This is a genomic window from Streptomyces sp. SAS_270 (assembly GCF_052543295.1).
Map to the genome: position 1 here is coordinate 1 of NZ_JBMNDS010000071.1, position 12,069 is coordinate 12,069.

Annotated in this window: 12 protein-coding genes; 8 read left to right on the top strand and 4 right to left on the bottom strand. The window is 70.3% G+C overall.

The features are described from left to right. Window positions 1-48: 48 nt before the first annotated feature. The gene (locus ACN6LB_RS34480; RefSeq protein ID WP_445029272.1) at window positions 49-1,332 is read right to left on the bottom strand and encodes a hypothetical protein; all 1,284 of its coding nucleotides are present in this window, start codon (window positions 1,330-1,332) and stop codon (window positions 49-51) included. 231 nt (window positions 1,333-1,563) lie between these two features. Between ACN6LB_RS34480 and ACN6LB_RS34485 the strand changes: the two genes are divergently transcribed. From ACN6LB_RS34485 to ACN6LB_RS34500, 4 genes are all read left to right on the top strand, one after another. Further along, window positions 1,564-3,735, top strand: coding sequence for an FG-GAP repeat domain-containing protein (locus tag ACN6LB_RS34485; RefSeq protein WP_445029273.1), 2,172 nt, complete (start codon window positions 1,564-1,566; stop codon window positions 3,733-3,735). 312 nt (window positions 3,736-4,047) lie between these two features. After that, window positions 4,048-4,251 carry a cold-shock protein gene (locus ACN6LB_RS34490; RefSeq protein ID WP_046247661.1) on the top strand — a complete coding sequence of 68 codons (204 nt, stop codon included), beginning with the start codon at window positions 4,048-4,050 and terminating at the stop codon, window positions 4,249-4,251. Between the two features lie 264 nt (window positions 4,252-4,515). Continuing rightward, complete coding sequence (locus tag ACN6LB_RS34495) at window positions 4,516-6,096, top strand: DEAD/DEAH box helicase (protein ID WP_356134993.1); 1,581 nt, start codon at window positions 4,516-4,518, stop codon at window positions 6,094-6,096. A 121-nt stretch (window positions 6,097-6,217) separates the two neighbouring features. Then, complete coding sequence (locus ACN6LB_RS34500) at window positions 6,218-6,592, top strand: hypothetical protein (RefSeq protein ID WP_445029274.1); 375 nt, start codon at window positions 6,218-6,220, stop codon at window positions 6,590-6,592. A 78-nt stretch (window positions 6,593-6,670) separates the two neighbouring features. On the opposite strand, the gene ACN6LB_RS34505 is transcribed toward ACN6LB_RS34500, so the two are convergent. Beyond that, entirely contained in the window at window positions 6,671-8,248 is a 1,578-nt protein-coding gene (locus ACN6LB_RS34505; protein ID WP_445029275.1) for a carbohydrate-binding protein, read from the bottom strand. Window positions 8,249-8,621: 373 nt separating this feature from the next. Between ACN6LB_RS34505 and ACN6LB_RS34510 the strand changes: the two genes are divergently transcribed. The 4 genes from ACN6LB_RS34510 to ACN6LB_RS34525 all read left to right on the top strand — a co-directional run bounded on the left by ACN6LB_RS34510 (window position 8,622) and on the right by ACN6LB_RS34525 (window position 10,839). Beyond that, entirely contained in the window at window positions 8,622-9,026 is a 405-nt protein-coding gene (locus ACN6LB_RS34510; protein WP_445029276.1) for a sortase-dependent protein, read from the top strand. Next, window positions 9,023-9,670 carry a class F sortase gene (locus tag ACN6LB_RS34515; protein WP_445029277.1) on the top strand — a complete coding sequence of 216 codons (648 nt, stop codon included), beginning with the start codon at window positions 9,023-9,025 and terminating at the stop codon, window positions 9,668-9,670. Before ACN6LB_RS34510 ends, ACN6LB_RS34515 begins: the two co-directional genes overlap by 4 nt. Window positions 9,671-9,875: 205 nt before the next feature. Further along, window positions 9,876-10,367, top strand: a complete 492-nt coding sequence (locus ACN6LB_RS34520; RefSeq protein WP_445029278.1) for an RNA polymerase sigma factor — start codon at window positions 9,876-9,878, stop codon at window positions 10,365-10,367. After that, window positions 10,351-10,839, top strand: coding sequence for a hypothetical protein (locus tag ACN6LB_RS34525; RefSeq protein ID WP_356134981.1), 489 nt, complete (start codon window positions 10,351-10,353; stop codon window positions 10,837-10,839). The genes ACN6LB_RS34520 and ACN6LB_RS34525 overlap by 17 nt, the downstream gene beginning before the upstream one ends. Before the next feature lie 83 nt (window positions 10,840-10,922). On the opposite strand, the gene ACN6LB_RS34530 is transcribed toward ACN6LB_RS34525, so the two are convergent. Together ACN6LB_RS34530 and ACN6LB_RS34535 are read right to left on the bottom strand one after the other, a co-directional pair. Further along, the gene (locus tag ACN6LB_RS34530) at window positions 10,923-11,606 is read right to left on the bottom strand and encodes a DUF6766 family protein (protein WP_445029279.1); all 684 of its coding nucleotides are present in this window, start codon (window positions 11,604-11,606) and stop codon (window positions 10,923-10,925) included. 90 nt (window positions 11,607-11,696) lie between these two features. Further along, window positions 11,697-11,921: a hypothetical protein gene (locus ACN6LB_RS34535; protein WP_445029280.1), complete on the bottom strand. Its 225-nt coding sequence runs from the start codon at window positions 11,919-11,921 to the stop codon at window positions 11,697-11,699. Between the last annotated feature and the right edge of the window lie 148 nt (window positions 11,922-12,069).

The following is a 12,069-nucleotide window of genomic DNA, read 5'->3' on the forward strand; positions in this document are numbered from 1 at the left end:
GGGCCGGGGGTGTAGCCCACTACACCCCCGGCCCGGGGAACGCAGGGGTCAGGAGCCGTCCGCGTGGACCGCGTAGACGTATCGCTTGTCGACGTACTCGCTGACGTTCCAGATCACGGACTCGCTGTAGGCCCAGCCGGACGCGCCGCTGGTGTGGTAGCTGAGGTCCTCGCAGCCGATCGCCAGGTCGCAGACCGCGCTCGCGGTCGAGCCGCCGGAGGTGAAGGTGCGCAGGGTGCCCTTGGTGGACGGGCCGTTGCTCGTCGAGAGGTAGTGCTTGCTGTTGCGGGAGACGACGCCCTGGATCTTCTGCTGGGCGACGGTGACCGCTTCGGTCGCGGTGAGCGAGCCCAGCTCGCGGTCGGTGTAGTCGAGGGGCCAGCGGACGACGTGGGGCGTGGCGGAGGCGGGCTTGCCGGTGCCGTTGAACGTGCCGTCGTCGTAGTCGACGGTGCCGGAGAGGGAGTACTCGCTCACCGTCAGGCTGTCGGGGGTGCTGGCGCGGTCGAGCCCGATCGTCGTGTAGCGCAGATATGTTCCGGCGTTGTCGTAGGCGTGGCTCTGCGGCAGGACGTACTGGTATCCGTAGCCGTAGTACGTCGTCCCGTCGGTGCTCAGACCGCACAGGTCCTTCTCGGCGGTGTCGACCGTGAAGAGGGTGTTCAGGTCGAACACCCGCAGGCCCTTGTAGGTGTCGACGACATAGAGCAGGTTGCCGTACCACATGATGCCGCCCGCATGCTTGCGGATGGGGTTGAAGGAGTACGCACCGGTGGCGGTCCTGACGGGCTCGACCAGCAGGATGTGCCGGTACGTCGGTGTGGACGCGGTGTTGTAGTCGACGAAGGTGAGGCGCAGACCCTTGTCGAGCGCGTACTCGTCGACTCCGTCGCCGTCGGGGTCGGTCTCGAAGTACCAGGAGACGAGGACGACCTTGTTGCTCCCGCCCTCCGGGTAGAGCCCGTTGCCGTAGGCGTCGGCGCTGGTGGTGACGCCCTGGGGAATCCAGTAGTCGACGTCCTGGTCGTCGGGGTCCCAGGCGAAGCCGGTCGCGAACGCCTCGGAGGTGCTCGGGGCGCTGGTGAGATGGGTGGCGTTGCGGTTGGTGTCGGCTATGACGGTGGTCGCGTCCACCGTGGGCAGCCTGGCCGCCAGTGCGGCCGTGAGAGCGGCGAACTCGCCGTAGCTGTTGGAGGTGCGGCTGGTGAGCGAGTACTGACTGGCGTCAATGGTGGCCGCCTCGGCGGGAGTTGCGGCCAGGACGCCGGCGGCGGCTCCGGCGAACGGAGCGGTGGCTATGCCCTTGATGATCGCTCTTCTCGACATGGTCATGCCGCGGAAAACTAGGTGCACTCGAACACGTGACACAAGCACGTCAGTTCGCATCAGGACGGTTCTGATGCCCCTGCAGCCCCTGGGTCCCCCCGCCTCCGCGGGGCCTGGCTGGTATACGCTGCCGCTGTTTTTGCGTTTTTCTTCACGCTTCCTGCCCCGCTGCGTGTGATGCGGGAGGCAGGTCTTTCACTTTTGTTCGTGGCATCAAGCCCGGGGGGGCCTTTCCACATGATCATGCAGTCCCGCGCGCTCCTGGGGAGCGCTCTCATTCCCGTACTCGCGCTGACCGTCGCCGCGCCGAGCGCCGCGAGCGCCGCCACCGGCACCGCGACGACCGCGACCACCGCGACGACCGCCGCCGTTCCGGCCGGGCTCGGCTCGTGGACCACGCCGAAGGAACTGCCCGGCGTCACCCGGGTGATCGACCTCGAGTCGGCCCGCGGCGGCACCATGGCCGGACTCTTCGCACAGGACGGCAAGACCGTGCTGTCGGTCCGCCCCGCGGGCAGCGCCACCTGGCAGCAGACCGAGCCCGCGGCCGGCGCCACGCTCCAGCGGACGGACGACGGCGCGCTCACGCTCCTGTGGTGGGTGACGGCGGCCGACACGGAGCAGCGCACGCTGCGGATGTCCCGGCTCGCCCCGGACGGCACCGCGTTCGGCCCGGCCGAGGACGTCACGACGGGCACGCTCGCGACCGACTGGCGCGGCGTGGGGACGCCCCTGGCGACCGTCGCGGCCAACGCCGCCGGTCGGCAGGCCGTCGCCTGGATGGACAAGGACCACCGGCTGACCGTCGTCGAGCGCTCCGGCCCGCAGGGCACCTGGTCCGCGCCGACGGCCCTGGACCGGCTCCCGGACCCGATCGTCCGTCCCGACAACGTCTACAACTACACGCTCCGGGACCTGCACCTCGCCGTCGCCACCGACGGCACCCTCGCGGCGCTCTGGGGCGGCAACAGCTACTACACCGGCGACGGGGTCGACCCCGACCCGAGCGCGTACCAGTGGTACTACAAGTACCTGGAGAAGCCCGCCGGGGCGAGCTCCTGGACCGCGCCCCGCGACCTGCCGCAGCTGGGCGAGAAGCCCCAGCAGGTCACGCTGGCCGCCCACCCGAAGGGCGGCTTCCACCTGCTCTCGCGCGGCAACTACGCCCGCAGGACGGCCGGTTCGGCGGACTGGGCCCCGGCCGAGAACATCGGGATCGCCACGGGCGGCGAGCTGCTGACCGCCCCGAACGGCGACGTCACGGTGGTCGGCCCCGGGACGGCAGTCGCGACGCGTCTCGCCTCCCGCGGCACCTGGGCCGGCGCACGAGAGCTCACCGGTTACGCCGAGACCGGCTCGGTGAGCGCTGCCCGGACCGCGAACGGCGCGGTGGTCGTCACGTACACACAGAAGCGTTTCGAGGCGAGCCGCACGGTCCGCCGCGACTTCGTCACGCAGACCCTCGCGGGCGGCAGCGCCTCCAAGCCGCGCACCCTCAACACCCTGACGAACGCGACGACCAGCACGGGCCGGGTGGCCACCGACGACAAGGGCCGTCCGCTGGCGGTCTGGACGCAGTCGGCCGACGACGGCTCCTCGCGTACGTCGTTCACCGCGACCACCGGCACCCGCTCGCTGCCCAAGTGGCACGAGTACGCCGACACCACCCGCTCGGACATCCTCGGCCTGTCCAGAAGCCAGGCGCTGAACATGTTCACGCAGGACACCGGCAACCCGCTGGTCACCTACCAGACGCGCTCCTGGCCGACGGGCACGCGGGCGGTCGCGTTCGGCGACTTCGACGGCGACCGCTGCAACGACGTCATCGTGCGGCTGCCCGGCGGCGAGGCCCGCCTCTACACCCCCGTCTGCGGCGGCCTGCCCGTCCCGGACTCCGCGTACAAGCGCCTTTCGCAGGACTGGAGCGGCTACGACACCCTGCTCGCCGCCGGCGACCAGACCGGCGACGGCCGCCCCGACCTGCTGGCCCGCGACGCCGCGACCGGCAACATCTACCTGTACGCCCACAACGGCACCGACGGCTTCAAGGCCCGGGTGAAGATCCGCTCCGCCTGGACCGGCTACAAGCGGGTCATCGGCGCCGGCGACCTCAACGGCGACGGCTTCGGCGACGTCCTCGCCCTGGACAGGTCGGGCGAGCTCTGGCGCTACAACGGCACCGGCACCGGCACCCTCAAGGACCGCGTCCGGGTCTTCAGCGACTGGGGCGGCTCCTACAAGGACGTCATCGGCGCCGGTGACCTCAACGGCGACGGCAAGAACGACCTCGTCTCCCGCGACACGTCCGACAACCTCTGGCTCAACGCGGGCAAGGGCACCGGCACGTTCGCCGGCCGCACCCAGGCCGGGACGGCGACGTACTGGAAGACCTGGGCGTCACTGGCCTGATCCTTGGCCTGATCGTTGGCCGAAGGCCTGATCGCCGGCCGAAATGGATATGGGTTCATTATCCCGTGAGTTCTGCGGGTTTATCGCCCGATCGGGGTGGATGATCGCCATGTCTCGGCACGGTTACGGGGTCCGTGGTATGATCGATCTCAGTTGCAGTTGTGGTTCCCAAAAACTTCAAGTGCACTCGTCGGCTCAATGTGCTGATGGGTGCGCTTTGTATGGCCGGTTCTTCCGGACGGGGTAATCATCACGGCGGCGTGGGGCTCGCACAGTGTGGGCCCGCGGGCACTGCCCCGAAGGAGATATGACATGGCTACTGGCACCGTCAAGTGGTTCAACGCGGAAAAGGGCTTCGGCTTCATCGAGCAGGAGGGTGGCGGCCCGGACGTGTTCGCCCACTACTCCAACATCGCCACCCAGGGCTTCCGTGAGCTCCAGGAAGGCCAGAAGGTGACCTTCGACGTCACGCAGGGCCAGAAGGGCCCGCAGGCCGAGAACATCGTTCCCGCCTGACGCTGACGCGTACTTCGTAGCTGGGGCCCGCACCTTGGGTGCGGGCCCCAGCTCGTTGCTTTTTTCCGGGCCGTGAGCCCGGGGCGCCCGTCATCGAGGCGCCGCTCAGATACTCGGACGCGCCGATTCCGGCTGTTCATCCATCGCCCTGAACTCGGCAGCGTCTTTCTCCGGTTCGTTCTCGCGGTTCCCCGCACCTTTTCATTTCTTCGCCGGGAATTCCTTGATACGTGCCGCTTCAAGCCGCATCAAGGAAGGTTCCATATGAACCACACGTCTCGTAGAAATGAACGTTATTCGTACGGCCGCTCGGGCGCGTCCGAGAACTCCCGCGGCGGCGCCCGCCGGGGCGGGGGCTTCGGCTCCCAGTCCACCGGCCGCTCGGGTGGCAGCGGCGGCTCCGGCTACGCCGGCCGTTCCGGCGCTCCCGGCCGCGGCGCACGCAGGTCCGGGGGAGTGCAGGGCGAGTTCGCGCTGCCGGTCACGATCACGCCGGGGCTGCCCGCCGCGGAGGCGTTCGCCGACCTGGACATGCCCGCACCCCTGCTGGCCGCGCTGGCCGGCGAGGGCGTGACCGTGCCGTTCCCGATCCAGGCGGCCACCCTGCCCAACTCGCTCGCGGGCCGCGACGTCCTCGGCCGCGGCCGCACCGGGTCCGGCAAGACCCTCGCGTTCGGGCTCGCGATGCTGGCCCGTACCGCGGGCAGGCGCGCCGAGCCGAGGCAGCCGCTGGCCCTGGTCCTCGTACCCACCCGCGAGCTCGCCCAGCAGGTCACCGACGCGCTCACGCCGTACGCCCGCTCGCTCAGGCTGCGCCTGGCTACCGTGGTCGGCGGCATGTCGATCGGCCGTCAGGCGGGTGCGCTGCGCGGCGGGGCCGAGATCGTCGTCGCCACGCCGGGCCGCCTCAAGGACCTCGTCGAGCGCCGTGACTGCCGACTCGACCAGGTGAGCATCACCGTCCTCGACGAGGCCGACCAGATGGCCGACATGGGCTTCATGCCCCAGGTCACCGAGCTGCTCGACATGGTGCAGTCCGAAGGACAGCGGATGCTGTTCTCGGCCACCCTGGACCGCAACGTCGACCTGCTGGTCCGCCGTTACCTCCACGACCCGGTGGTCCACTCCGTCGACCCCTCGGCGGGCGCGGTCACCACGATGGAGCACCACGTGCTGGAGGTGCGCCCCGCCGACAAGTACGCGACCACCACCGAGATCGCGGCCCGGGACGGCCGGGTGATCATGTTCCTGGACACCAAGCACGCCGTGGACCAGCTCACGAAGCATCTGCTGAGCAGCGGCGTACGGGCCGCGGCGCTGCACGGCGGCAAGTCGCAGCCGCAGCGCACCCGCACGCTCGCCCAGTTCAAGACCGGTGACGTCTCCGTGCTCGTGGCCACGAACGTCGCCGCGCGCGGCATCCACGTCGACAACCTCGACCTCGTGGTGAACGTGGACCCGCCGGCCGACCACAAGGACTACCTGCACCGCGGCGGCCGTACGGCCCGGGCGGGCGAGTCCGGCAGCGTCGTCACGCTCGTCCTGCCCAACCAGCGCCGCGAGATGAGCCGCCTGATGGCGACCGCGGGCATCACCCCGCAGGTCGCCCAAGTCCGTTCCGGTGAAGCTGAGTTGACTCGCATCACGGGCGCCCGCCGCCCCTCCGGTGTGCCGGTCACCATCGCCGCACCGGCGGAGCGCCCCAGGCGCACCGCCTCCCCGGCCCGTGGCCGAGGCGGCCGGTCCGCCGCCCAGGGGCGCCGCTCCGCCACCGGGTCCTCGTCCGCCTCCCGGGGGCGTTCCGGCACCGGCCAGGGCAACTCGTCGTTGCGCGGCGCCGCGTAGCCACGAAGCTCGAAGCACGAAGCACGAAACACGGAGTGCCGGTGGGGTTCGGTCGTCGGTCGCGGTCAGCGACTCGGCCGCTGCCCGCCGGTACTCGGCGGCTCGGATAAAATCGGTGCTCATGTCGAACCCCGACGAACTGCTCATTGCCGTCGCCGCCACGGTGGAGATCGGGCAGAGCAATCAGATGTCCCTGACCGTGGTCGCCGGTGGCGCCGTGATCACCGGAAGGCTGGCGCCCGAGGCCGTATGGCGGCAGCGTGTCGCCGAAGTCCTGACGGACTCGGACCGCCTCGGCCAGTTCTCCGGAATCTTCACCGCGGACCCGGCGGAGCGCCGCGCCCGCCAGAGCAGGCCGCCCACGCATCTCCACTTCCACGTCGCACGGATCATCCAGGGCACCACCGGGATCCCCGAGACGGGCGGGATGTACCGCGTCGCGATCGAGGACATCAGCGCCTGGACCGTGGGAGATTTCAGCTACTCCGACCACTGAGACCACTGACGACCAACGGCCCCGGCCCGTCCGGACGAACCGGACGGGCCACGAGCAGCGAGCTCTGACACCTACGGGTTACGGCGTCACCGGTGAGCCGCCGAAGGTCACGACGAGGTGGCCGTCCGAGGCGTGGGACCAGCCGAGGGCGCCGGAGTACGACGAGCAGCGGGAGCCGTTCGTCCCCGTCCAGAACTGGTTGGAGCTGTCGGCGTTGCCGACGGTCTTGTCGTTCGACCCGCTGACGGCGAACCGGCACGAGGTGTCGGTCCGGAACACCGAAGTACCGGCGTCGAAGGAGAAGTTGCGCTCGGCGTTGTCGATGCTCGCGTTGTTCGAGATCGTCATCGAGCCGGGGTTGCTGTTGTAGGTGAACCCGTGGTGGCCGTTCTTGTAGGCGATGCTGTGCTGGACGACGTGGTTGACCGCGATGTCGTCGCCGCCGAGCTTGTAGCCGTTGCGGTCGCCGTTGGAGTTCACGGTGCCGTCGCTGAGCGTGCCGTTGTTGTAGGAGAGGGAGTACTCGATCGTCACCGGGCCGATGGCACCCGTGTCGGTCTTGGTGTAGAGGTCCCAGCCGTCGTCGATGTTGTTGTGCGACACGTCGTAACGGAAGACGTTCCCCGTGCCGGTGGTGAGCTTCGCGGCGAAGCCGTCGGCGTCCTCGCCGTCGGAGTCGGCGTTGTCGTGCGACTCCGCGCTCACGATCAGGTTGTTGGACGGCCACTGGCTGCTGGGGGTGGTGGAGGCGATGCGTCCGAGCTGCAGCCCCGTGTCGCGGTTGTAGCGGGTCACCGTCCGCTCGACGACGTTGTTGCTGCCGCCGACGTAGATCCCGTTGTCACCGGCGCGCTCGACGACCAGGCCGTAGACGTGCCAGTACGACGCCATCAGCTGGAGCCCGCGGTTCGACGAACTCTCGGTCTGCGCCGAGAAGTTCAGCACCGGGGTCTCGCCCGGGTAGGCGGACAGGGTCGTACGGGCGGCCGAGGTGCCGTTGTTGCCCGCCGGGACGGTCACCGTCGACGAGTAGGCGTAGGTCCCGCCGCGCAGGTAGATCGTTCCGCCGGGTGTGATGCGGGAGATGGCCGAGGGGAGCGTCGTCGGGGCGGACTGGGTACCGGCCGCGCTGTCGGTGCCGCCCGGTGCCACGTACAGCGCGCTGCTCGATGGCGGTGTGGTGGTGCCGCTCACGTCGACGTCGAGGTAGTCGAGGTTGGCGAGGCCGGCGGAGCCGGTCGGGTTGAACCGGATGGTGTTGCTGCCCGCGTTGACCGGCACGGTGAGCGTCTTCGTCACCCATGTCGACCAGGCGCCGGTGGCCTCGAACGAGGCGGACGTGGCCGTCGAGCCGTTCACCACGACGTTCGCGTCTCGCGCGGCGGTCGTCCCGTTGGCGAAGCGGACGTTCAGCGTCGCCGTGCCCGCGCTCGCGGCGTTCACGGTGAACTGGGCATAGCCGGAGGTCGAGTTGGTGCCGTTGCAGAAGCCGGTGCCGGAGTAGCCGGTCCAGTCGGAGTCGATGGTGCCCGTGCAGACCGCGGGCGAACTTTCGGCCTCGTAACGGGTCGACGCGGCCTGCGCCGTGGTGCCGGACAGTGCGACGAGGCCGCCGGCGAGCAGGCCTACGGCCGCGACGACTGGTCTCACGTGCATCGTTCGTCGTTGCATCGTTCGTCTCCATGTTGATCGAGGGGCAACGTGGCTGGTTCGAGTGCATGAACGGGCCGTGCGGTCGGACATCATGTTCAGCGAGGACTCGGTGAGGGTTCAGTGAGTCATCGGCATGGGGAAAGCGCTTTCTCCGGGACGCTAAAGGTGTTGCCGTGAACGCGTCAATGGATGTGCACATGATTAATGTTCATCAGTCTGAACAATCTGCAGGACCGTGAGCGGCCGACGCCGAGGCCGAAGTCCAGGCCGACGCCCGGACCGCCCCGGCGACTTTGCCGTCTCTTTACAACCCGCTCTCGCACTCGGTCGTCTCTCCGCTCGACCCGTCACCGCCGAAGACGAAAGAGAGCGATCAATGCGCCGTACTGTCCTCAGTGCCCTGGCCCTCGCCGCCACCGCCGTACTGGCGAGCACCGTGCCCGCGTTCGCCCACGGAGCGACCCCGAGCCCGGCCCCCACCACGGCCCGCCCGACCGCCACCACCGCCCCCTCGGCCACCCCCGCCCCCTCTCGCAGCGCGGAGCCGACCCGGGCGCCGTCCCCCGTCCCCTCGTCCGTGAGTGCGGAGCCGACCCGGGACCCGGGCAACGGCCAGGTCTCCGTCGTACCGTCGGGCGCGCCCGACACCGGGGTGACGGCGACGTCGTCCTCGTCCTCCGGGTCCGAGGGCCAGGTGATCGGCGGCAGTGCCGCGGCGGTGCTCGCCGCAGGCGGTGCGACGTTCTTCGTCGTTCGTCGCCGGCGGGCGACCGGGGCATGACCCCGCTCTCCAGGCGCGCGTTCACGACCGCGGCGATGGCCTCGCTGCTCGTCGGCTGCGGCGGCCACGGGACTCCCCGGGCCGCGACCGGAAACCCGGGGAACACGCCCTCGCCTTCGCGCACGTCCTCGGGTGCGTCCTCGAAGTCGGTGCGGGCGCTGGGGCGTTCGGCTCCGGTCCGGCTGCGGATCCCGGCCATCGAGGTCGACACCCCGGTCATCCGGCTGGGGCTGGCGCCGGACGGCAGTGTGCAGGTGCCCCCGGTGACCGCGCACGACCGCGCGGGCTGGTACCGGCACTCGCCGACACCGGGCCAGGTCGGCCCGTCGGTGATCCTCGGCCATGTCACCGTCGGCACCTACGGCGACGGGGTCTTCCGCCACCTCGACCGGCTGCGCCGGGGCGACCGGATCGTGGCGCGCCTGGAGAACGGCACGGCGGCGGAGTTCGCGGTCACCACCGTACGGACGGTCGCCAAGGCACACTTCCCGGCGGACGACGTCTACGGCGACGTGGACCACCCGGAGCTGCGGCTCATCACCTGCGGCGGCGCCCGCACCGGCGACGGCTACCTGGACAACGTGATCGTCTTCGCCACGCTGAGCTCCACGAACGCCACCAGCACCACGAACTCCAAGGGCTGAACGGGCTCGGAGGGGTCAACGGGTACCGAGGGTTCGACCGGTCCGGAGGGGCCAACGGGTCCGAGGGCTCACCGGGTCGGTCCCACGGCGCCGTCCGGCCGATGGAACGCCCGCCGACGTCCGGGCATCCTCCCTCACGACCAGGTCCCCCACGACCGTCCCCAACGACCGTCACCCGCAATTGTCCTCACGACCATGGAGAGCGTTGAAACGGTCCCGCGACCAGGCCGCGTCCGAACTGTTCGAGGCCCTGTATCCACGCCTGGCCGGCTGGTGCCGCCGGCTCGTCGACGACGACGGGACGGCCCACGAGATCGCCTCGGAGGCGTTCACCCGGCTCTGGGCCCGGTGGACGTCCGTGGAGGAGCCGCGCGGCTTTCTCTACGTGACCGCGGCGAACCTGGTCCGGGACCACTGGCGCAAGATGGAGCGCGAGCGCAAGGCGGTCCGCCGGGCCGGCACGGAAGTGGCGGTCCGCCCCCACACCGAGGACGTGGACCCGTCCGTACGCCTCCTCGTGCAGTCCCTGCCGGAACGGCTGCGCGTGCCGATCCTCCTCCACTACTACGCCGACATGCCGATCCGGGAGGTGTCCGTGCTGACCGGGCGCAAGGAAGGAACTGTCAAGGCCGACCTCCACGCGGCCCGCGAAATGCTCCGCGCCCACCTGAGGAGAAGCCTTGACCACACGCTTTGACGACGGCCCGGACTTCGACCCCGACGACCCCCTCGCCGTCATCCTGCGCCCGCCGTCCTCCGACTACCTGGCCCCGCCGCCCGACCGGTACGAGACGATCCGCCGCACCGCCTCCCGCCGCCGCCTGCGCCGAGCCGCCGCGGGCGTCACCCTCTCCCTGGCGGCCGCGGCCCTCATCGCCCTGCCGCTGCACTTCGCGGGTCCCGAGCGGCCCAGCACCCCGACAGTCCCGCTGGCCCCGCCGCCCGCGACCAGTCCCACGCCGCCGCGCCCCACCGGGCCGGCATCCCCCGAGCCCAGCAGCCCCACTTCCACCCCCGCCCCCCGGACCGCCGTGCCCAGCGCCCCGGCCGGCACCGCCCGCTCGACGCGCACGTACGCCCCGTCGGCCACCCCGCCCTCGGCCCGCGCCGAACCGTCGACGGATGGCACCAGGGCCGTCCCGACCACCCAAGGCACCGCCGGACGGTAGTGGGCAGGACCCCGGTTCCGCCTCGACCCGGTGACCGAAGCCCGCGCCCCTTGCTTCAGCCCTCACGCTTCAGCCTCGACGCTTCAACCCTCGACCCCGGTGGAGGAGTGGGCGGCACCGACGGGCTTGGACTCGGGGGATCCGCGTTGGCGCAGGTAGACCGAGAGGATGGCCATCGAGGCGACGGCCAGGAGCTCGGACTGCCAGTTCTGCAGAGTCCGGTTCCAGAAGTCGGCGGAGCCCAGGTACTGCACCCACGAGATGGGCGCCTGGAGTTGGCGCAGGTGTTCCTCGTTGTAGGCGGCCGTGCCGCTGATGGACTGGGCCAGCCACGACCACAGGAAGATGACGGCCATGACGACGCCCAGGGAACGCGAGTACAGCGTCTGCCGCCATCCCTTGTCGGCCGCCCAGGCCGGTGAGGAAGGACTCGCGTGGTCGCCGACCTTCTGCTCCCGGTCACTCTCCACGCCGATCTTGTGGAGTTCCTTGGACTCGGGTGAACCGCGCTGGACCAACCAGACGGTGCCGAAGACGTAGAGGAAGAACTGCAGGTACTCCGACTGCCAGTTCTCGGTGACGTCCACGGCGAAGTCGGAGGTCGCGAGATACGGGAGGAAGCCGATCGGCTGCAGCCCGTCGGTGACGAGCTGGTTGTTGAAGTCGGCATGGCCGGTCACGGCCTGCCCGGCGAGGCTGAGCAGGAAGCCGATGCCGAAGGCGAGGGTCAGGCTGTTGTCCTTCACGAACCGTGCCGGGCGGCTCACCGGTGCATCAGCCCCACTGCCGTGAAGTAGCCGAGACCGACCCCGACCGTCAGCAGTACCAGCGTGAACAGGGTGCGCATGGTCGCCCGCTCACCCGCCTTTCACCTTGCATTGATACGGCTGCTCAGGGCGCGGCACGCAGCCCGCCGCGGTGACCCTCCACCCGGCCGGGAAGACCGACAGGAACAGGGTGTCGGTGCCGAGGACGACCTGTGCCTGGCGCCCGTAGACATGGACCTTTCGCACCGCTCCCGCGTAGGACAGTTGTTCCTCGGGGAGGGCCTTGGTGCAGGGGGACCCGGCGGACTGCTCCACCTCCTGCCGGGTTGCGGGGGCGAGCGCCGCGCAGGCGCGCGTCGGCCCGCCGGACGCTCTCCTCGAAACGCAGGGCTGCCCGCGACGCGGCCGCCTCCCGCTCCCCGAGCGTGCTGCAGCCGCTCAGACAGACCACGCCGGCCAACAC

What these genes read in the sequence shown, in the direction of transcription:
- ACN6LB_RS34505 (WP_445029275.1), bottom strand. Translation starts at nt 8,248, where the DNA reads ATGCACGTGAGACCAGTCGTCGCGGCCGTAGGCCTGCTCGCCGGCGGC.
- ACN6LB_RS34485 (WP_445029273.1), top strand. Translation starts at nt 1,564, where the DNA reads ATGATCATGCAGTCCCGCGCGCTCCTGGGGAGCGCTCTCATTCCCGTA.
- ACN6LB_RS34515 (WP_445029277.1), top strand. Translation starts at nt 9,023, where the DNA reads ATGACCCCGCTCTCCAGGCGCGCGTTCACGACCGCGGCGATGGCCTCG.
- ACN6LB_RS34490 (WP_046247661.1), top strand. Translation starts at nt 4,048, where the DNA reads ATGGCTACTGGCACCGTCAAGTGGTTCAACGCGGAAAAGGGCTTCGGC.
- ACN6LB_RS34510 (WP_445029276.1), top strand. Translation starts at nt 8,622, where the DNA reads ATGCGCCGTACTGTCCTCAGTGCCCTGGCCCTCGCCGCCACCGCCGTA.
- ACN6LB_RS34480 (WP_445029272.1), bottom strand. Translation starts at nt 1,332, where the DNA reads ATGACCATGTCGAGAAGAGCGATCATCAAGGGCATAGCCACCGCTCCG.
- ACN6LB_RS34500 (WP_445029274.1), top strand. Translation starts at nt 6,218, where the DNA reads ATGTCGAACCCCGACGAACTGCTCATTGCCGTCGCCGCCACGGTGGAG.
- ACN6LB_RS34495 (WP_356134993.1), top strand. Translation starts at nt 4,516, where the DNA reads ATGAACCACACGTCTCGTAGAAATGAACGTTATTCGTACGGCCGCTCG.